We start from the raw sequence: 22318 nt of genomic DNA, 5'->3' as shown, positions 1-22318 counted from the left end.
TTACTTATGTTTACGTACAACTTCATCAATTGCTAATGCATCTTTTAAAAGCGCTTCTAACTTATCTACATAAACCATGTTCGGCCCATCACAAAGTGCCTCTTCTGGATTGTCATGTACCTCCATAAAGAGTGCATCAACGCCTACAGCTACAGCGCCACGTGTTAAGTATTCAACAAACTCACGTTGTCCAGCAGAAGATGTTCCGGCTCCACCTGGCAACTGAACGCTATGCGTCGCGTCAAAAACTACCGGATACCCAAAAGAACGCATAATCGGGAAGCTGCGCATATCTACAACTAGATTGTTATAACCAAAGCTTGCGCCCCGTTCAGTTAATAAAATATTTTCATTGCCAGCCTCACGAATTTTACGTGCTGCATTCTCCATATCTTTCGGCGATAAGAATTGACCTTTCTTAATATTTACCGTTTTCCCTGTTTTAGCCGCCGCATTTAATAAATCCGTCTGTCGGCATAAAAAGGCTGGAATCTGCAATACATCAAGTACTTCAGCAGCAGCTTCTACTTGTGTTATACAATGAATATCACTAACGATTGGAACTTGTAACTCGTCTTTAATCGTTTTTAAAATTTTAAGACCTTCTTCAAGTCCCGGTCCGCGAAAAGCTGTATAGGAAGAACGATTCGCTTTATCAAACGAAGCTTTGAAAATATACGGAATCCCTAAACGAGTCGTAATTTCCTTTATTGCACGTCCAATCTTTAAACTTCGCTCTAGTCCTTCTATTACACAAGGTCCTGCCAAAAGCGCAAGAGGTTGTCCCGCACCAATCTTTACTGAGCCAATTTGAACTGTATTCATTATAATCCCTCCACGATTTCTTTTTTTAATAATTGATTCACTTTTTCTAAATCTTCCACAGTATCTACACCAATGAAATGAAAATCTGTTTTTAACACTTTAATTTTATAGCCATTTTCCAAGGCCCGAAGCTGCTCTAGTGATTCGCTTTTCTCTAGCGGAGTTGATGGCATAGCTGCAAATTTAAGTAAAAAATCACGACGATATGCATAAATGCCAATGTGTTTATAAACAGGAATTTCATCTGCCTTACGCGGATATGGTAAAAGCGACCTGGAAAAATATAAAGCATAGCCTTGTAAATCCGTCACTACCTTTACATTGTTTGGATTATTTTGCTCTGCCTCTGGAATAGGCGTCATTAAGGTAGCCATATTTAATTCACTATCTTTTTCAAAAACTTCAGCTAAATTATCAATAATGCTAGGTTCGATTAATGGTTCATCGCCTTGTACATTAATGATTACATCAACATCAGGATATTTTTGCGCTACTTCTGCCAATCTATCCGTTCCCGTCGCATGCTCAGCCGATGTCATAACAACAGATCCCCCAAAATTTTTCACTGCTGCAAAAACTTTTTCATTGTCCGTAGCAACTAAAACTTCATTTGGTAACTTTGCTAGGCTTGCGCGTTCATATACACGTTGAATCATCGGTTTACCTGCAATATCAGCAAGTGGCTTACCTGGCAGACGTGTAGATGCGTATCGCGCAGGAATTACACATAAAATCTTCATCGTTTCATCTCCGAAAAATAAAGCTTATCGCTTTTTGTTTTTTAAACTTGTTCCAATCAATTCAATAAATTCATGATAGCCATCAATAAATCCAATTTCCATACTTAACACATAGACTGGCAAATCACGGCTAGAATGAATGAATTCAGATGGTATTTTTACTAAATCTTTTTCTGTTATAATAAGTGCTTCCGACCCAGATTCAATGGCATTATCCATAATAATTTGCATTTCTGCCATCGTATAATCATGGTGATCAGCAAATCTGACGCTTTCAATCACTTGTGCACCAACGTCGTTAATCGTCTGTTCAAAGGATGCTGGATTTCCTATAGCCGATACTGCTGTAACCTTTTTCCCTCGTAAACTATCAATTGAAGTGATATGCGTTGAAGCGCCCTTATACCAATCAGCAACTTCAACAAAGTATTTTGGACTATGCACACTTGTCACAATTAATGCTTTTTCATTATATTTTTTCACTGTATTTTTAATGATGTTACAAGCATCAGGATCTGCTTGGTCAACTTTTGTCAATAAGCAAACATCGGCTCGATTTAAATGGTTTAACGGCTCACGTAAAGTGCCTCGCGGCAACATGTAATTATTACCGAAAATATTAATGGCATCAATGAGCAAAATATCTAAATCGCGAACCAATCGCCAATGTTGATAACCATCATCAAGAATAACGACGTCAGCGTGAAGCTGTTCAACAGCATATTGTCCTGTAACGGCTCTATCCGCCCCAATTAACACAGGAACCTTTGGTAAGTTTTTCGCTAAAAGAAAAGCTTCATCACCAGCTTCAGTTGCTGACATGTAAATTTTTTCCCCATCAGAAACAACGCCAACTTCGCCTTTCCATTTTGCCCGATACCCGCGATTTAAAATCACTACCTTATATCCCATATCGCGAATCGCTACAGCCAATCGCTGTGCAGTTGGCGTTTTCCCCGTCCCACCAACTGTGATATTTCCTAAACTGATGACATGACAATCGAGTTTATATTGTTTTAGCACCCCCCAGCGATAAAACGCTAGCTTTAAATCTAAGAGCTGACAATAAATGAAAGAAAAAAAGTATAGCACCCTCATGAAAATATTTGCAATAACCCCTTTTGTTTCACCATGTACCAGCTTATATAAGTAACTCTGAATATTTTCGATAATATCATCACTTTTATTAATATTGTGTACAGTAGATTTCCTTTTATATTCTTCAAGCACCTCACGCAAAATTACTGCACTCTTACGTGATGCACCTTGATTTTCACGTACAATTGATAACGTTTCATCTTCCATCGCTTTTTTTGCCTCAGGCTGTTCTAACAATCTAAGCACGGCTTGAGTTAAATCTTCTGCATTCTTTACTGTTAGACATGCTTTACGCGCTGAAAATAACGCATACGTATCTTTAAAGTTAAACATATTAGGCCCAACAATAATCGCTTTACCATGCGCCGCTGGCTCTAATATATTGTGTCCACCATGCGAAACTAGACTTCCTCCCACATAAACAATATCTCCAACACCATAAATTTTACCCAATTCACCAATCGTATCTAAGATAACAATATCATGCTGATTCGTTAGTTTTTCTTTTAATGCAGTCCGTTTCGATGCTCGAAAATGATAATGTTGTGCTAAGTCAACGATCTCATCCGCTCTCATAATATTACGCGGCGCAATAATTAATTTCACTTTTGGAAACCGTTCACGAATCCTACTAAACGATTTAAAAATAACTTCTTCTTCGCCATTATGCGTACTACCAGCAAGCAAAATCATCTCACAATTGGCAAGTCCCATTTCCTCACGCAATATCTTTTTTTCATTTTCCGTGATATCGGTATAGGTTTGATCAAATTTTGTATTGCCTGTTACCGTAACAAGCTCTGGTGGTGCGCCTAGTTGAACGATATACTGTGCATCAATATCCGACTGCATGCAAAACTTGCTTACTGTTCCAATCATATCCTTTAATACACCGCGCAAATGATGGTATCGTCTTACACTCTTGTCACTAATCCGCCCATTCACCATCATCACCGGAATCTTATACTTACGCGCTGCTTTTAAGAAATTCGGCCACAGTTCTGTTTCTACAGGTAAAAATACACTCGGCATAACTTTCCTTACTACTCCGCTGCTAAGCCATGGTAAATCTAATGGAAAATAAATAATGCTGTCCGCATCTTTTACAATCCGCTTTGCCATCGCATAACCGTTATTCGTCACAACTGAAACTAAAATTGGTTTTTTCGGAAACTCTTTGCGGAATTCCTTAATTAATGGGCTCGCTGCTACGATTTCTCCTACAGATGCTGCGTGTACCCATATACAATTTTTCTTAGCAACAGGGTCAAGAATATGCGGTGGCAAAAGACCAAAGCTCTGCTTAAGCCGTTCCCAAAAACCATCTTCCCGCATCGTCCGAATTGCAAAAATCGGCAATGCAATTACAACCAATAGAATAGCAGCTATATTGTATATTATTTGCATGTTTTTACCTCACAATTCTCATCGACTTATCTGCTCTTATTAAACTGAATCTGATACAAACTGCTATACAATCCGCCTAAAGCAAGCAACTCCTCGTGTGTACCACGTTCTACAATCTTACCTTTCTCCATAACCAAAATCATATTCGCTTTTAAAATCGTTGATAATCTATGCGCAATTACAAAAGAAGTACGGCCAACCATCAATTGATCCAAAGCGGCCTGTACCAGCTTTTCACTCTCTGTATCAAGTGCAGATGTTGCTTCGTCAAGAACTAAGATACGAGGATTTTTTAAAATAGCACGCGCAATCGCCAGCCTCTGTCTTTGACCGCCTGACAAACTAGACCCACGTTCACCAATCTGCGTTTGATACCCTTCCGGCATTGCCATAACAAACTCATGGGCATTTGCCGCTTTAGTTGCTGCAATCACTTCTTCTTCTGTCGCATTTAAATCACCGTAGAGTATATTTTCATAAACTGTTCCATTAAATAAAACAGTTTCCTGCGGTACAATCCCAATTTGTTCTCGTAGCGAATGCATCGTTACCTCTCGAATATCTATATCATCTACAAAAATCGCCCCAGCCGTTGGATCATAAAAACGCGGTAATAAATTTGCAATCGTCGTTTTGCCTGCGCCACTTGGGCCGACGATCGCAACCATCTGCCCAGCTTTTGCCTCTAAGCTTACATTATCCAAAGCCATTTCGCCTTCTTTATAGGCAAAGCTCACCTCTTTAAAACTAACCTTGCCTTCAATTTTTGCTAATGGTTTAGCATTCGGTTTATCTATAATCTCTGGAGTTGTATCAAGTACTTCAAATACACGTTCAGCCGCTGCCATTGCTTTTTGAATATTCCCAAACACACGACTTAAACGTTTAATTGGATTTGCTAAGTTTACCGCATAAATTAAAAATGCCATCAAAGCTCCTGCCGTTAAGTTACCATTGATTACTTCAAGTCCACCATACCAAATGATAACCATAACACCAATCGCTGCTAAAAACTCAACCACGGGCGTTAACGTTGCCATAATCTGCGTATTTTTCATTTGTGCCGCGAAATTAGAATAATTTTCTTTTTTAAACCGTTCTATTTCATAGTCTTCCCGAACAAAGGATTTTACTACACGAACCGATGAAATAGCCTCCTGTAAAACAGAGGTAATATCAGCAATTCTTTCTTGCATAACAAAGCTAGTCTGTTTTAGACGTCTCCCAAAAATCTTCATTGCATGTGCAATTACCGGCATAGTAATCAGAGTCAGCAAAGAAAGTTTCCAATGCAAGTAAAACATTGTCCCTAAGGAGCCGATTAAAATAGCCCCTTCCGTAACCAACTCAACCATACTGTCAACAAGGGCAGTTTGCAAGGCAGCTACATCATTTGTAACATAACTCATGATCGTACCAGTTTTGCGTTTCTCATAATAAGAAAGCGATAACTTTTGTAAATGCCGATATAATACTTCGCGGATATCAATAATAATTTTTTGTGCAATGTAACTCATTAAATAAGTCTGCCCATAAAAGAAAATTCCACGAAAGAAAAATACAACTACGATTCCTATCGCTATGCTATTGAGCATCATTAAATTACGCTGTGCCAACACTTCATCAATAACATCTTTTACTACCCAAGGAACATATAAATTTGCCGCAGCAGCTAAAACAATACAAACAACAGCTAATAAAAAGCGTGGAATATATGGTTTTGCATACATCAGTAACCGTTTATAAGTATTCATAAAATTCTCCTATCTTTTTTTCGCTGCATTCAATACAACTTGTGCTGCTCGTTTTACCGCCCCACCAGCACCAAGTTTCTCTTTTACTGCTAGTAATTCTTTACGCACCTTTTCCCCTTGTTCACTTAAAGGTAAAAGTGCCAAAGTCTCTCTTGCAATATTATCAGCATTGACTTCATATTGCAATAATTCAGGAATAATACGTTTGCCAGCGACAATATTCGGCAAACTGATATTTGGTATTTTCACCAGTAATCGACCGATAAAATACGTCATCGCTGCCATTTTGTAAATGACGACCGTTGGTAAACCTAAAATTGCAGCTTCAAGCGTAACCGTCCCTGAAGCTGCAATTGCCGAATCAGCAATCGCCATTAAATCATATGTATTTTCAAACGTCAATTTTACATTCACGCTGTATTGTTTTATCATACCTTGCAACATTTCCTGGGAAATTGTCGATGCTACAGGCAATATAAATTGACATTCTGGATAAATTAATTTTATTTTTTCGGCACTTTTGAGCATCACCGGCAACAAATTCTCAATTTCATGCTTGCGGCTTCCAGGCAATAATAAAATAACGGGCTGATTCGGATTGATACCAAAAAACTTATACGCCGTTTCTTTATCCATCGAAGGTTTTATGATATCAATTAAAGGATGGCCAACAAACTCTACATCCGCACCAGCTTTTTGATATACCTCAGCTTCAAATGGGAAAATGGAAGCAATCTTGTCTACAATCTTCGCTACCGACTTTGCCCGTCCTTTTCGCCAAGCCCAAGCAGATGGGGGAATATAAGAAACTACAGGGATACCTAATTCACGAGCTTTTGGCGCCAATCTCATGTTAAAATCCGGATAATCAATTACTAATAATACATCCGGTTGCTCTTTTTTCATTAAATCAATAAGCTCATCACGCAAACGAAAAAATCTAGGTAAATTTTTTACTACCTCGACAAATCCAATAATACCAAGATCAGCAATATCGTGTACAATCTCAACTCCCGCCTTACGCATGGCCTGCCCACCCATACCAAAAATACGAATATCTGGCTCTAATTCTTTTAATGCATCTGCAATACTAGCACCATGCAAATCACCGGAAGCTTCACCTACCGATATCATGACCTTGTGCATCTTATTTCCCCTCCATTGTTTCAATCTTTTTACTATAATCAAAAAAGCGCAAAAGGACGCTACGCTTTTAGCATCCTTCGCGCCCTATTATCATTATTTACATCGCTAGAATTGTTATTCCATTTTCATCCGCAAATTGAATAACTTTTTCTCTATCCACAACAAGTGTTTTTCCAGCCTCTATTACAAGTGCTACAGCTTTCGCCTCGCACATAGATTTCAATGTATCAAGACCAACCGCTGGAACATCAAAACGATTGTCTTGCTTTGGCTTTGCAACTTTAGCTACAGTTACTTTGCCGCGTCCTAATTGCCCACCACGTTTAATACATTCATCCGTGCCTTCAATTGCCTCCACTGCCATAACAGCCAAATCTTTAACAACGACTGTTTGTCCAATGTCTAATCCGCCAATGGCCTTTGCCATTTTAAATCCAAATTGCATATCATCTTTTTCTGCTTGCGTAGGCTCACGTTTTGTCAACACTCCTGGTGCCGGCATTAAAAACCGAATAAGCGCTGTTTGATCAAACGCCGTCATTCCTTCTGCTGCTAATTCACGAACAAACGCTAACATTAATGTATCATCACTATTGTCAGGTAAAGATGACAATAACTTTTGCATACGTGCATCCAAGATAACTTTACCATTAAACATCAATTCTTTCGTTACTTTGCCAATCATCGTAACTTTTTCAACTTCGTTTTCTTTTAAAAAAGCAAAGATTCTCTCAAGATCGCCAACCTGAATTTGTGCAAATGTATCTGAAACTTGAGCTAGTCTTGCATCTACACCCTCTACTAGCCCTACTGTGACTATCGAAAACCCCATTTTACGCGCTGCACAAGCAATTTCTACTGGCAACTTGCCAATGCCTGCTAGTAAACCTATTTTCTCCACATTCTTATCCTCCGAATAAAACAGTTTTTATTCGCCAACTTCTTTACGTCCGCGGCAAATTCCCCGTTCAGCATTACGCAAGAATCTTAAAAAATGATCCACTTCCGAGCAAGAATCCACTTCCTGTTCAATCATAGCAATCGCTTGTGCTAAGCTCAATCCCGAACGATACAATAATTTATAAGCTTTTTTTATGCTGCGCCTTGATGCAATCGGAATACCCGCCCTTGACATACCAACGCTGTTTAATCCTGAAACCTTTGCCGGATGTCCATCAACGATTGTATAAGGTACAACATCCTGCACTACTTTCGATGCCCCACCAATCATTGCATTTCGTCCAACTTTTACAAACTGATGTACACCAGTCAGTCCACCGATAACAGCGCGATCTTCTACGGTTACATGTCCAGCAAGTGTAGCTGCGTTTGACATAATTACATTGTTACCAACGACACAATTATGCGCAACATGCGTATAAGCCATCATTAGACAGCTGCTGCCAATTCGTGTTTCTTCACCTTCACCAGTTGCACGGTTTACCGTTGCACATTCGCGAATTTTTGTATTATCACCAATAAATACATAAGATTTTTCACCAGCAAATTTCAAATCTTGTGGTTCTGCACCAATTGACGCACCTGGGAAAATAACGCAATTTTTGCCGATGCTTGTCCACCCATCTATTACAACATGAGCCCCTATCTTTGTTCCATCGTCAATAACGACATTTTCTCCAATTACCGCGTACGGTCCAATTTCAACATCCTTGCCAATACGCGCCATTGGATGAACTACGGCAGCTTCATGTATCTTATGCAATGCGATAACCTTTTCTGCTTTCATCACCATGTCACTCCTTCTTAAAATAGTATGTGAACGTCTAACGTATCATTTTCTTTAACGTTTATATAGTCCAGCTAGTCAGTCTAAATTAAACATCCAATAAACCGGCTTAATTCGTCATTTTTGCGAATAATTTCTATTATTGCTAACGTTTTCACCAAAAATCCACCAAATATCTTGAATTTATTTCTTTTCTGGCGCTTTTAATGCAAAAGTAAATTCTCCTTCTGCTACCAATTGTTCCTCTACATAAGCTTGGCAAAAAATCTTTCCAATAGAACCACGCACTTTTATCAATTCAGCCACCATACGTAATTGATCTCCTGGAATCGCAGGTTTTCTAAATTTCACGCGCTCCATCGCTCCAAAATAAGCAATTTTTCCGCGATTCTCTTCTGGATAAAGCATTGCCACTCCACCAACTTGCGCCATTGCTTCCAGAATAAGTACTCCCGGCATGACCGGCTGCCCCGGAAAATGCCCTTGGAAATGAGCTTCAGTCATTGTAACATTTTTAATGCCTACAGCTCTTTTCATCGGCTCTAATTCAATAATTCTATCCACTAATAAAAATGGATAACGATGTGGTAAAATTTCTTGTATTTCCGTTACATTTAACACCATTTAAAATCCTCTCCTTACTCCACGAAACCTTTTATTTTTCTTGCCAATGATGTATTAAGCGCATGACTTGACTTCACTGCAATGATATGCCCACGTATATTTCCAGCTAAACGCATATCCCCGACAACATCTAAGACTTTATGGCGAACCAACTCATCTTCATATCTAAGTGGATTTAACGCTTTTACCTCATCATATACAATGACATTCTCAATAGAACCACCTAAACCTAACCCCATCTTTTGCAATGCTTCAATTTCCTTTGTAAAGGCAATCGTACGTGCTGGTGCAATTTCCTTAGTAAAAGTCTCCGCGTTGATCTCAATATCACAATACTGTACACCCAACATCGGATGTGGATTTACTGAAGTAAATGAAATTCTAAAACCATCATAAGGAATAACCGTAATAAATTTATCTTTTTCGCGTGCTGTATACACTTTATCAATTACAATAACCTGACGCTTGGCCTCTTGCTCTACAAGTCCTACATCTTTAATTAAATTAACAAAAACAATCGCACTTCCATCCGCCACCGGTGGTTCTGGTGCATTCATTTCTATATAGCAGTTGTCCAACTGCATTGCATTGCATGCCGCCAACAAATGTTCCACCGTAAAAACTTTTGCCTCGCCATTTTCCAACGTTGTTGCTCGCATTGTAGCAGTAACATTGTCAGAAATAGCAGCAACGTGTGGACATCCTGGCAAATCTACGCGAACGAAAACAATTCCCGTATTTGCAGGCGCTGGTTTTATTGTAACCGTCACTTCACATCCCGAGTGCAAACCAATACCTGTATATGTCGCATTCTTTGCAATCGTAGTTTGATACTGCATAAAAAAATCCTCCTGACATGATAACCTTTGTTTATTCTACAAAATATTAGCGACTACTGCAAGCTTTACCTTGAAAAATGAATAAAAATACGTAAATATTCTAAATAAAACCAATCATTAACTTTAAATTGTATTCATTTGATAATCAATGAGATCTTTGTATGTTTTTCCTATTGTCGACTGTGGATTCGTGAAAATCTCAATAGGTTTTCCACTCTCTACAATCTTCCCTTTATTCATGAGAAGAATACGATCAGCCACTTTTAATGCAAAAGACAACTCATGCGTTACTACGAGCATTGTACTAGCTCTATATTTTGCCAGTTCTTCCATGATGACTAAAACTTCCCGAACTAAAATTGGATCAAGCGAAGCAGTTGGTTCATCCCATAAAATTAATTCTGGTTCAAAGGCTAAAGCCCTAGCGATTGCGACGCGTTGCTGCTGCCCACCCGATAGTTCGCTCGGTTTATAATCCATATATCTTCCCAGCCCCACTTTTTCTAAAATTGCAACAGCACGTTTTTTTGCCTCATCATAAGAAACCCGCCCCATCACTAATCCTAGCATCACATTTTCCAGTGCAGTAAGCCTAGCAATCAAATTAAAATGCTGAAAAACATACCCAATTCGTTTTCGCATTGCCAATAATTCATTTTTATGCAACCCCGTAATATCTATGCCATCGAAAAAAACAGTGCCAAAGTCAGGTTCAACTAGACGATTGATCATTCGGATTGTTGTAGACTTCCCACAGCCAGACGGCCCCATAATCACAACTGTTTCTCCTTTGTCCGCATGTAATGCTAAGTGATCAACAGCCCTAATATCACCAAAGTCTTTTGTCAAATCTCTGATTTCCAGCAAAAAATCATCCCCTCTATTTGAATAACAATCTCCGACGATTCAATTTCTGTAATAATCCCGGTCTTGCATTTGGAATAACAATTTCTCGCATGATTTCATCAAAGCTCATCCCTAGGGATTCTGCTGCTAATATTTCCTCTCTTTCTATTGGACTTATTTTTTCACTATAAAAATCCATAAATATACCTAACAAAGCACCAATCATTGGGATCATATAAAATGGAACATACGGGATTCCACCACCCGCTAATAAAAATATCGTACTTAGCAGAATTGCGCCTACAGCCATTCCATAAATTTTATCAGTCGTGAAGAACCCATTTTTTTTATCATCTCTTCGCATCTTTAGCGCTGCCATGATAGAGGTATGATCTAGCGCCAGTAAAACCAATGTCAACACAAGCGCTGTAAGCCCGGCTAAAACTGCTTGAACTTCATTTAAGACTTGGTATACCTGCAAGTAAATATTGGGCTCTATAACGCCTAAATCAGCTTGCAATACACCAACATTTTCATGACCTATCGACTGAATAACGATTGGTTTTAAATCTGTTAATGCAATATTACGATCTAAAAGGAATTGTAATCTTTGCCCCAAAGAAAAATGTCCCGCCATTAATTTATCCAATAACTTAACAGAAGCATAAATTTCTTCATCTTTCATATTGGGAATTGATGCTGCCATATAACGCAATTCTGTTGCTGCTTGCTTTAAATCAGCTTCGGCAATATCCGTAAGTTTTGTTTCTAAGTTCATCAAATTATTTTCAGCCGAACTATGGTTAATGCTTTTTAAGATTTCTGTAATGCCTTTTCCTTCCTGTGCTAATCCATTAAGAACGCTTTGTGCCTTTACTGCATCATCATGCATCTCATCCATGCCGGTTAACAATTGCTGAAAATTTTCTAATTTATTTTTTGTTACCTCCAATGCTTGTACAGAGGAGGTAACGTCGGCATTAAAAATTTGAATCAATTTCAACCCTGTATGCAATGTTTTAATAGAATTTATAGAACTCTCCAATTGATTCTTGACGCCTTTTACATCAATAGAACTAATATCAATCGTGGTTTTATTTAATATGGCTACTGCATCATTCATTCTATTCAATGTTTTTTCTAAACGCTGGTTATTGTTATTATATCCGTCAATCGCCTGCCGCACTGTTTTACTGACCTGCACAGTATCTTTTGCTAGATCGGGAACTTTTTCAAATAATCCAGCTGCTTTTTCAATTGCATTTGCTAATCTTATCCGAGGATTTTGATATTCAACTTTCCCTACAAAGCCTTGTACTTTTTCCCCTTCCATTTTATAAATTCGATGATCCTTTATCTTTTCAGAATCCCCTTGCGTGATTACAGCCTGTGCTGTACCATCATTATTTAATTCTTCTACAATTGCAATAATATTTCCTCGCAAAAAATCATCGCCAATTTGCGGTTCACGAAGCGAGGTCCCTTGCAGAAGCATCAAATCACCTTTGCGAATTTTACCTGACTCCCCAGGATAGATCGTAATCTTCGTCATATAGGCAAGAAAAAACTTTCTCATTTCCTGCATCGTGCTTACAGCATAAGCCATCTCATCTGCTTTTTCATCAATAGAAACATAATGAAGCATCGTAGGATGTAATTTTTCTGTTATATCATCGACAATAATTCCTGCCAAACGAACTGGATTTTCAGCCTCTGCCCCTGCCGGAAAATTGACTTCTAGTACTTGATAAGAGTTTAATTCATTCTCCACCCGCTCAGTTGCCGCCGCAATTTTGTCAACACCCTCTAAGACAATTCCAATCGATGTCCCAAGTCGATAGACAAAATTGACACCATCAATTGCCTCAAATCGTTTCATCAGCATATCTACAGCACCATTTGGAACCCCACGAATGCTTAGGCGTGGCTCAGTTATAATACTTACACCCGTAACTCCATAAATCGCTGAAAATAAACGATCAATATTTTCATAAATTTCTTTCGTTTTGCCTCCTGGAGGCAATGCAATGAAAAAATTGGCTTTACCTCCAATCGATGGTGCCTCTTTAAATTTTGATCCAGGAAAATTTGTCTCCAGCATCTGTTGCATTTGTATTTTCCCTTCTTCTCTACTCTCTTCTCTAACTTGAACAAGCAAATCGTATTCTCCATAGTCCCCGGTTAAACTTGTCAGTGTTTCCTGAAAGTAAAAATTAGCACCCAAAGATATTCCTTTAGCAACTAAAGCACTTAATAATATGCTAACTAACAATAAGATAAATATATCGTTACGAAAAAAATTATTTTTCATCCCCAGCACTCCATTTCCAAATCAAAACAAGATAATTTTACTTCATTATAGTTTTGATAAATCTGCTGGATTCGATACACAATATTTACACGATTTAAAAAGTAAAAAAATACCAATCCATATTTTTAGCGGATTGGTATTTTTTTAGCCGACGGCTAACCTGCTCTAAGATTCCCAACTTCTATAGTAGGAGTATATTCCAGAGCACAGGCGAGCAGCTAAGCCCCTGGATAAGATCGGTTAAAATCTAGGTGGAGTGAAAACTCTATCTAAATCAAGTCTACTTTATTTTTTAGCGTTTCCTCAGTATATTTCCAGCGATTATGAAGCCAGAACCATTCTTCAGGATGTTTCCGAATATGACTTTCAATAATCGTATTCAATAACTGTATCGTCCTGATTATGTCTTTAGTTTTATCATTTGTTTCTTCTACATAAACAGGCACCTGACAAGTTATCGTATAATATCCATCTTTATCTTCCGTAATAAAAGTTGGCACAATCGGTGCTTTTTTCATTCTCGCCAAAAAAGCTGTCCCCTGTGGGCAAGATGCCTCTCGATGAAAAAACGGCAGAATAACGCCATCTTCCGCTGCATCTTGATCCATTAATATTCCAATGATCATACCTTGACCCATTAATCGAATCATTTCCCTGACACCGCTCTTATATGTAACATGCATCCCCGACAATGTACGATATTCGTTAATAAACCTATCCATTGCCAAATTCGCCTGTTTCTGTGCAACCCCAACTAACGGGTATCCACTCGTAGCTAATGCCGCTCCAAGCATTTCCCAGTTTCCACTATGGGAAGTAGCTAAAACTACACCATTCCCATCAACTAAAGCCTTGTCCATATTTTCTATCCCGATAAAACGAACACGTTGCTTAATTTCCTTTGGTAAAATTGGAATTGCCAAAACATCCATAATCATTCTGCCAAATCGCGTCCAACTTGCCTTTGCAATGATTTGCGTTTCTTGCAGAGTTGTATTAAGTGACAATTGAATATTTCTCATTGCCATTATCTTACGTTTTTTAGGTACAAGTAGCCATGTAAGATTCCCGATCAAATTTCCAATCCACATTCGCAGCTTTAACGGCAAAACGCAAACAAATTTACTTAAAATTATCATTACTCCATACATGATATCACCACACATTTCTCAATAACCAAATAAATAATAAAGGAGGCACTGCGTTCTTTGATTTTTTAAACCAGCTGAAATCAGTGCCCTCTGTTTATTTATTTTTTTCTAGTTCAGCCAAACGTTTTTCTAATTCACGCATTTTTTTCATCATATTGGGAGCCTTATGCAAACTTGCCTGCACTCTTAACCACTCTTTATGCGGACGTGCTGGAAAACCAGCATAAAAAGATCCTGATGGAACGTTGTTTATCGGCGCCGTACGCGCTGCAAAAGTACAATTATCACCAATTTCAATATGCCCCACACAACCACATTGTCCGGCAAAAGTTACATGATGTCCAACTTTCGTACTCCCCGCAATTCCCGTTTGTGCTACAATTAATCCACCTTCACCAATTTGTACATTGTGCCCAAGATGAACTAAATTATCCACTTTAGTTCCTCGTTTTACTCGCGTAGATCCAGTAGTCGCACGATCAATGCCAACATTTGCACCAATTTCAACATCATCTTCTAAAACTACATTCCCCACCTGGGGCACTTTGTTATGCGTACCATTTTGCGTGACAAAACCAAATCCGTCACTACCAATTACAGCCCCACTATGAATGATATCTCTTTTCCCAACTTCACAAAACTCACGAATTGTTACATTAGGATAAATTGTACTTGATTCACCAACTCTAGCACCTTGTCCAACATATACATAAGGATAAAGCACTGCATTATCTTCAATCACTGCATCATCATCAATCACTACATATGGCATAATCGCAACATTTTTACCGATTTTTACATTATCTCTAACGATTACAGTAGAATGAACTTCCCTCTTAATCTTTAACGGAGGAGTAAACAACTCCAATAATTTTGTAAAAGCAACTCGTGGATTCTCTACCTGAATTGCAGGTTTAGCAAATACCGTAACATGTTTTGGAATAATTACTGCACCTGCATTACACCCCTCAGCTTCTTGTAAATGTGGCTCTACAGCAAAGGTAATATCCGTTAAATTAGCCTGTTCAATGCTTGTTGCTCCAGTAAATTTTATTTCACTCTCACCTAATATATTGCCGTCTACTAATGCAGCAATTTCTCTTAATGTTTTTTCCAAGAGTACAACCTCCTGTTACTGTAATTTTTTCACGACATCATCTGTGATATCAATTCCGCCATGTACTACCGCGTCTTTGTATAACACTGTAGAAATACTCTTTTCTTTTGCAACAGCAGAAATCGCTTCATTTACAGCATTTAAAATATCTTTTTGATAAGACTCTTGTAGCGTATTAAATTCCGTGCGAAGTGATACATAACGTTTTTGATAATCTTCTGGGCTAAGGTTAGCCTTTTCTTGCTCAAGTTGCGTAGACAACTCTTTTGCTTTTTCATCTAATTTTGCTTGTAAATCCTTTTGCATTTCTTGAATTTTTGGGGTATCGGAAATTTTACTGCCATCAACGACACCGACTTTTTCATTTGAGCATCCCCCAATAAAAACAGCCATAATAACAACTACAACTAATAATAATAAACGTTTTAAATGTAAGTTCATTATTCCATCTCCATTTCTATCCATAAAAAATTTATTTATATTTAATTATTATATACGTTTTATTTATTTGTTAAACCCTTGAATTACCAAATCAGTAATATCTAATCCATTAATATTAACTTTCACCTTATTAATAACCACTGATAGATTATTTTCTAACGCAACTTTAGCAACGAGACTTGTCGCTTCATCAAGAATTTCATTCTGAATTTTTTGTAATTCAACTTCTTTGTCTGCAACTTGCTGTTTTAATTCTGCAATTTGAGCAACGCTTTCATTTCCTTGATTCTCCACATTATTGTTACGCTCAGTTAAGCCTGCTGTTTTTTGACTGCTAAATTCTTTATTTTCTTTTTCAACTTGCTGCGCAAAAAGGTTAAACTCTTCTGTTGCTTTCAGTTGCTCAGCCTTCATCTGTTCCCCAAGCTGACTTAAATACTGCTGCTGTTTTTCATGGACTTTCTTATTGCGAGCCTCTTGCAACTCATTAATCTTTGCTTGCATCTGATTAAAAGCATCTTCCGTCATCTGCAAAGTTTTCATTTTTAACTTTAAATTAAAAATTTCAGGCATATATTCTTCATCAATAACCGCTACATCTTTGTTCATTTGCTCATTAAAATTCTGCCGTAATTCATCTTCTTTTTTTTGTAGCTTTTCATTGAGCTCTGCATGTTTAGCAATAAGCTGTTGTTGTCCAAGTTGGTTTTGCGACGATAAAATTGCTTTCTCGTCAACTGCAATAGAATTCGGCATAGCTTGATGATTGATAAAATTCAATTTATTATCAATTTCTGCCTTAAGTGTATTTAGCTCTTTTTGCAACTCTATAGTTTGACCATATTTCGGGTGAGCTTTAAGGACTTGACTCATATCAATAACACCAATATCGGTCTGATTCTCAACCGCTTGCGCATCAGGTTTTGTCGAATTCTTATTCGATTGTAAGGATACAGCATAACCTACTACCCCAAAAGCAACTATAGCAATTAAAGCAACGATCATCCATTTACGCTTTTCCATCTGCCCACCCTTTCTAATAAATTGCCGAGCGAGGTCTCCCCAGCTCGGCATAAACTCTAAATTTTATTTTATTACCATTAATTATTTAGAAAACTTTTTTACAACTTCATCTGTAATATCTTGTCCACCATAAACAACAGTGCCTTTATCTAAAACAACAGATAATCCTTTAGCTTCAGCAACTGCTTTGATTGCTGCATCTACTTTATCAAAAATAGGAGCAATCAATTCTCTTTCTTTATTCGCCAAACGTTGTTGTGTTTGTTGATAATAAGCTTGTTTTTCTTGGTCATTCATATTTGCAGATTTTGTTTCAAAATCTTTTTTTGCTTGTTCAACTTCAGCTTCCATTGCAGTTTTAGCAGTTGCCATGTCAGGATGCTGGGACACAAGTAGTTGATGATTTACTACACCAACATTCGAAGAATTGCCTGCTGCGGCAAATCCTACAGAAGACTGGGATACTGCAAGAGCAACCACACTAAAAACAAAAACCAAAGCAATACCGATGCTAATAAATTTAATCTGTTTTTTCTCAAATTTAATCATTCTAAGATTCTCCTCCTGCCCTTCAAGGCATAAAATATGAAATTTAAATTGCTTTGCCAATAGGCCAAAAGCATAATTTATTATATCAAACCCGTTTTCATTATACAAGAAAGTTTATCTATGGTTCTAAGAATACATAATGTTATTTTTATAAAACTCCAATTAGCCTAAGCCATTTTTCATCATCATTAATTACATATTCCACATCAAAAAAATCATGCAAATGATATCTGAGCCCAAACTCAGTAAATTGGATGCTTGGCACATGTTCTACTCTAGCTGAAAATCGATCGCTGAGTATCTGATTCGCCAAAAGAATTCCTCTACGCTCATCAATGTCATATTTAAATCCAATTTTAGTTTTTGACGTAAGGCTATGCAAAATACCCGGATAAAAATCCCATTCCATTTGATGCGGGAAAAAATCCATTTCTAAAAACAACTCATTTTCTTTGTCTAACATTCTTCCTGCATGCGCTTTAATAGAGGTATTGCGTTCCTCCTTGCCAACATCTAAATATCCTTCAACTGTTAAAATATACTCACTGCTGTCCATCGTATACAAAACTTGCGTTTGATGATCAGCAACCATTTCAACCGCTGATTTGACTTTATACTTTTGTAAATTTTTATTATCAAAAGTAACTGAATTTAATTTATCAATAAAATAGCTTTGATGTCGTTGAACAAACCTTACCGGTAAACCAACTAAACCTTCAAGTTGCTTATTTAATTCTGGACGAAACATTAGCCTGATCGTATTCGGAATTGTACCAGACTTTATTTGTAAATTGGTCTCTCGGATCAATTGTCCTTTAGGATATAAATCAACTTTTATATCCACTCTATTGTTTTCATCAGCAACAAGAGTAAAAGATGCATTAAACTCTGGAATACGACTAGATAAAAATTCATTTAGCCCTGTCCTTAATATCCCATTTACCCATTCTACTGCGTCAATAGGTAACTCTTGCAATACATTCAAAAAGATTTTCTCAATTCCTTGTATATCTTGCATAATTAACGGTTTAATATCTTCACTTACTCCATTTATTTCAACATCAACATTAACATTATGAATCACATTATGCCAAGGAAATACCATGACTTTTATCACTGTATGATTACCAATTTCCAAATTGACTTTTTGTACAGAGTAGCCAATCAAAATTCGATTAAAAACATCCTGTATTAAAACTTCATAACCTAATTTATTATTTTCAATTTCCTCTACTCTATGCCCATTTAATACATTGTCCCCAATAGTATAAACACTAGCTTGCATTCGTCTAGCAATTTTATCTGAAATAGGATGCTCTTCTTGTAAGGGTATAACCTGTACTTCGATTGTCTCTATAACACTTGCACTATCAGCAGCTGACACAACGGCAACTGCTGATAGCATGATAAAACAAACATAAAAAATTTGAGCTATTATTTTCCTTACAATTATGATCACCCCATGATAATTATACTAGAAAGCATTTACCTAGAAATTACCCCCAAAAGTAAAGTGTGTTTTACCACCATCTTCACCTCGTCCATAATCAAGGCGAATTGGTCCAATTGGAGTTTCAACCTGTATCCCTACACCAACACTGGCATGCATATCAGAGAAATCGTATTTATTTTCCCAAGCACCACCAAAATCAGTAAATACGGCAGCCTGTATTTTATTCACAACTGGGAATCGATATTCAACACTTCCTAAAAGCATATATTTCCCTTCAAACTGTCTATCTTCATAGCCACGCAAAGTACTCTGTCCACCAACAGAGAAGAGCGCGCTTTCCGGCATCGATCCATCGGCTAAACCAATAGTTCCACGTGTAGCAATAACATGGTTTCGACCAACTTTAAAGTAGTGACGATCTTCAAACGTATATTTATTATAATCAAAATCACCGCCAAGCCAGCCAGCAAACTCAGCTTGCAAAGAGGCTCTGGCACCATCTGTTGGATTATACACATTATCACGTGTATCTGTAACGTGTCCTAAAATAATACTACGCGTATTACCAAAGTTATCATCTAAATAGTTTGGATATAAGGTTGCATCATCGTAATGTCTACCGTCAACCCATTCAACATAAGCATCATCACGATATCTAAGTGTTACACTGTTTGTCGAATATTCACTCATTGGACGACTAAAGAACAAATCAATTCCTTTATAGTTTTTATCATACGTTGCAACTCTCTCGCCGCCATTATCGTAATCATCAAACTCTTTTGTCATATCATAAATTCTAATTCCAGCACTCGTTTCCTTTTTGTCAATCCATGGACGCGTATAGCTAAATTCATAGTTGTCATAACTATCTGCATCACCGCCAAACTCCCAATGGATTTTCGCGTTATCACCAGTGCCGCGGAAGTTAGTATCCCCGACTTCAATAATCCCAATTAAACCATCACTTTGACTGTAACCGCCACCAATTGCAAAAGTTCCCGTACGGCGCTCCACAACATCGGTTTCCAGTACTACAGCATTTGGTTCAACACCAGGATTAATTTTCATATTTACATCATCAAAAAATCCTAAATTGTAAACACGTTGCATACTACGGCGAGCATCTTTTGCATTAAAAGGTTCACCTGGCTTTAAACGCATTTCTCGTGTAATAACATAATCTTTTGTTTTTTCATTTCCTTTAACAGCAAATCCCTCTAATATTCCTTCGTTAATTGATAATGTTAAAACACCGTCTTTACTCATATCAACATTGCTTACCTTACTAAAAATATAACCTTCCTCACGATAAGCTTGTTCAAGCTCACGGATGTTTTCATGTAAAGTTTTTGTATTTAAAGTTTTGCCTGGCTCAACTTTAATGAAACTTAAAATTTTGCTTTCATCAAACTTAACATTCCCCGTAATCACAACACGATCTAATATAGGATTCTCCATTGCTGTATAAACAACTTTTACACCCTCTGGAACTCTAACAAAATCAGTTGATACATCAATAAAATTCCCTGTATCATAAAGTGCTTTCATATCATTTTTTACAGCTTCCTCAGTTAGTGAATCGCCAACTTTCGTATTCAATAACTCCATTAGCCCTACAGAATCTTCGCTATTTACCCCTTGAATAATTACACTTGTAACCGGTTTACCAATCAATTCATTTGCTGCTGGAGCCGGAGCTTCATTTGCAACCTGAGGGTTAGATTCAGCAAACGTTATAGGTAAATTTACAGTTACAAAACTTGTCGTTAGCATCAAGGCACATAAAATACATCTATGATTTAATTTAATTTTCATACATAACCTCCTAAAGTTCTCTTATTCTCCACGTAAAGATTTTCCAGCCGCACTAATCAATTCTTGCATTTCACGCGGTTGCAGCCGTACTGGCTGTTCTGATACCGAAACCTTTGCCTCAGCTTTAGGTATAGTTTCTTCAACAACTACCGTTTGCTTCATCGGCATTTTTTTAGCCGATTCAATTTCATTATGTTGCCCCGCTAAATCAGGTCCTCCAGAATCAAACGACGAAGTTTCCTGTATTTTAGGTACAACTTGTCCATTTAAAGGGACTTCTTCCGACAGTGTCGACCTATAGTTCGGCACTATTTCCTGTGACTCATTAGACAGTTTCTGCTGAGTCCCAATAAATCCACCAAAACCAGATACTATCCCAAAACTTATAAGCCCTATTAAAAGTATACTGCGAATCAGCAGACCTCGATAATTTATTCTTCTATCTTTGCTTTCACTCTTAACTTCCTTCGCATGAGTAATCTCTGCTTGCGCTAACATTAGATTTAACTCTGCACGAATGTCTCTATCTTTTTCAAGAGATTCTTCGGCCTTGCCTAACCAATGTCTAGCAGAACAAAGATGACCTTTTAACTTCTTTTTTAAATCAGTCATACCTCATCCCCGCCCTCTTTACGCACTACATAAAATACAATCAATATAAGGACAGTCTTTTCCACTCATAAATTCATGAAAAAAAAGCAGAAAATAGGTCAAATTTAAACATTTTAATTAAATATCATTTAAAAATAACCTATTTACATCGTTTATCTTCAATTTACCAATGCTGCATAAACTTTGATAGCATTCCACGAATTCGACGTATCCCTTGCTTTTGCAAACGATAAATATGAGTAGTACTTAGCTCCATATTTTGGGCAATTGTCTTCGTTTCCTGTTCCTTAAGATAAACACTATCAATGACAAGCTGCTCTTTTCGCGGCAAGCGGCTTACAGCACTTTTTATCTGCTCCATAAGAACATGATCTTCAACTTGCTCACAGACTGGCAAGGCATCATCAACTAAAGACTCCCTCCAGTCCAAAACACAATCCTCATTATACATTGGATTGTCAATATAAGTCAAATTACGCTTATATTCCTTCTGAATAAAATTCAACATTCTTCCACGAATACGATGCGTAGCATATAAACTAAATGCTACGCCTCGCTCATATTCATAGCGTTCTACCGCCTCAATCAACCCGACAGTCCCTTCCTGAATAACATCCATAAGAAGACTGTCATTTAAATGCAGTTGTGTAACTACTTTAAATATCAAAGGCTGATAAGAAGATATTAATAATTCACGTGATGACAAATCATTTTGCTGCTTATAGCTCTTCCAAAGTTCTAGTTCTTCCTCTTGTTCTAATAGCCGTATTTTATTTAATTCCTCTAAATAATTACGTAAATCCATCTTCTCATCCATTCC

General features: G+C 37.4%; 20 protein-coding genes. All 20 read right to left on the bottom strand.

Annotated elements, in window-relative coordinates; genetic code table 11:
- Positions 1-825 (bottom strand): 3-deoxy-8-phosphooctulonate synthase, encoded by an 825-nt coding sequence (gene kdsA / locus P3F81_RS01590; protein ID WP_147666978.1) that lies wholly within the window; start codon positions 823-825, stop codon positions 1-3.
- The gene (gene kdsB / locus P3F81_RS01585; protein WP_147666980.1) at positions 825-1565 is read right to left on the bottom strand and encodes a 3-deoxy-manno-octulosonate cytidylyltransferase; all 741 of its coding nucleotides are present in this window, start codon (positions 1563-1565) and stop codon (positions 825-827) included. The genes kdsA and kdsB overlap by 1 nt, the downstream gene beginning before the upstream one ends.
- A gap of 24 nt (positions 1566-1589) precedes the next feature.
- Positions 1590-4070 (bottom strand): tetraacyldisaccharide 4'-kinase, encoded by a 2481-nt coding sequence (gene lpxK, locus P3F81_RS01580; protein ID WP_147666982.1) that lies wholly within the window; start codon positions 4068-4070, stop codon positions 1590-1592.
- Positions 4071-4096: 26 nt separating this feature from the next.
- Positions 4097-5824, bottom strand: a complete 1728-nt coding sequence (msbA, locus tag P3F81_RS01575; RefSeq protein ID WP_147666984.1) for a lipid A export permease/ATP-binding protein MsbA — start codon at positions 5822-5824, stop codon at positions 4097-4099.
- 9 nt (positions 5825-5833) lie between these two features.
- Positions 5834-6970, bottom strand: coding sequence for a lipid-A-disaccharide synthase (gene lpxB, locus P3F81_RS01570; protein WP_147666986.1), 1137 nt, complete (start codon positions 6968-6970; stop codon positions 5834-5836).
- A gap of 97 nt (positions 6971-7067) precedes the next feature.
- Positions 7068-7871: an LpxI family protein gene (locus P3F81_RS01565; RefSeq protein ID WP_147666988.1), complete on the bottom strand. Its 804-nt coding sequence runs from the start codon at positions 7869-7871 to the stop codon at positions 7068-7070.
- A 27-nt stretch (positions 7872-7898) separates the two neighbouring features.
- Positions 7899-8717 (bottom strand): acyl-ACP--UDP-N-acetylglucosamine O-acyltransferase, encoded by an 819-nt coding sequence (gene lpxA / locus P3F81_RS01560; RefSeq protein WP_147666990.1) that lies wholly within the window; start codon positions 8715-8717, stop codon positions 7899-7901.
- Positions 8718-8900: 183 nt separating this feature from the next.
- On the bottom strand, positions 8901-9341 hold the full coding sequence (gene fabZ, locus P3F81_RS01555) for a 3-hydroxyacyl-ACP dehydratase FabZ (protein ID WP_177503798.1): 441 nt from the start codon (positions 9339-9341) through the stop codon (positions 8901-8903).
- 14 nt (positions 9342-9355) lie between these two features.
- Positions 9356-10180: a UDP-3-O-acyl-N-acetylglucosamine deacetylase gene (gene lpxC, locus P3F81_RS01550; protein WP_147666992.1), complete on the bottom strand. Its 825-nt coding sequence runs from the start codon at positions 10178-10180 to the stop codon at positions 9356-9358.
- A 123-nt stretch (positions 10181-10303) separates the two neighbouring features.
- Positions 10304-11047 carry an amino acid ABC transporter ATP-binding protein gene (locus tag P3F81_RS01545; protein ID WP_147666994.1) on the bottom strand — a complete coding sequence of 248 codons (744 nt, stop codon included), beginning with the start codon at positions 11045-11047 and terminating at the stop codon, positions 10304-10306.
- A 13-nt stretch (positions 11048-11060) separates the two neighbouring features.
- Positions 11061-13337: a hypothetical protein gene (locus P3F81_RS01540; protein ID WP_147666996.1), complete on the bottom strand. Its 2277-nt coding sequence runs from the start codon at positions 13335-13337 to the stop codon at positions 11061-11063.
- Positions 13338-13606: 269 nt separating this feature from the next.
- Positions 13607-14488, bottom strand: coding sequence for a lysophospholipid acyltransferase family protein (locus P3F81_RS01535; RefSeq protein ID WP_309320562.1), 882 nt, complete (start codon positions 14486-14488; stop codon positions 13607-13609).
- A 94-nt stretch (positions 14489-14582) separates the two neighbouring features.
- Positions 14583-15605 carry a UDP-3-O-(3-hydroxymyristoyl)glucosamine N-acyltransferase gene (gene lpxD / locus P3F81_RS01530; protein ID WP_147666998.1) on the bottom strand — a complete coding sequence of 341 codons (1023 nt, stop codon included), beginning with the start codon at positions 15603-15605 and terminating at the stop codon, positions 14583-14585.
- Positions 15606-15620: 15 nt separating this feature from the next.
- The gene (locus P3F81_RS01525) at positions 15621-16046 is read right to left on the bottom strand and encodes an OmpH/Skp family outer membrane protein (protein WP_309320560.1); all 426 of its coding nucleotides are present in this window, start codon (positions 16044-16046) and stop codon (positions 15621-15623) included.
- Between the two features lie 63 nt (positions 16047-16109).
- Positions 16110-17069: a coiled-coil domain-containing protein gene (locus tag P3F81_RS01520; RefSeq protein ID WP_147667003.1), complete on the bottom strand. Its 960-nt coding sequence runs from the start codon at positions 17067-17069 to the stop codon at positions 16110-16112.
- Positions 17070-17150: 81 nt separating this feature from the next.
- Positions 17151-17618 carry an OmpH/Skp family outer membrane protein gene (locus P3F81_RS01515; protein ID WP_147667005.1) on the bottom strand — a complete coding sequence of 156 codons (468 nt, stop codon included), beginning with the start codon at positions 17616-17618 and terminating at the stop codon, positions 17151-17153.
- A 148-nt stretch (positions 17619-17766) separates the two neighbouring features.
- Positions 17767-19023 carry a hypothetical protein gene (locus tag P3F81_RS01510; RefSeq protein ID WP_147667007.1) on the bottom strand — a complete coding sequence of 419 codons (1257 nt, stop codon included), beginning with the start codon at positions 19021-19023 and terminating at the stop codon, positions 17767-17769.
- A gap of 84 nt (positions 19024-19107) precedes the next feature.
- Entirely contained in the window at positions 19108-20886 is a 1779-nt protein-coding gene (locus tag P3F81_RS01505) for a BamA/OMP85 family outer membrane protein (RefSeq protein WP_147667009.1), read from the bottom strand.
- Between the two features lie 21 nt (positions 20887-20907).
- Positions 20908-21498, bottom strand: coding sequence for a hypothetical protein (locus P3F81_RS01500; RefSeq protein WP_147667011.1), 591 nt, complete (start codon positions 21496-21498; stop codon positions 20908-20910).
- Between the two features lie 163 nt (positions 21499-21661).
- On the bottom strand, positions 21662-22303 hold the full coding sequence (locus tag P3F81_RS01495) for a sigma-70 family RNA polymerase sigma factor (protein ID WP_147667014.1): 642 nt from the start codon (positions 22301-22303) through the stop codon (positions 21662-21664).
- Positions 22304-22318: the final 15 nt, after the last annotated feature.

This window comes from Selenobaculum gibii (assembly GCF_030273445.1).
In the GTDB taxonomy this organism is placed as follows: domain Bacteria; phylum Bacillota; class Negativicutes; order ICN-92133; family ICN-92133; genus Selenobaculum; species Selenobaculum gibii.
The sequence above is the reverse complement of the archived record's forward strand: the minus strand, read 5'-3'. Positions and strand labels throughout refer to the sequence as shown.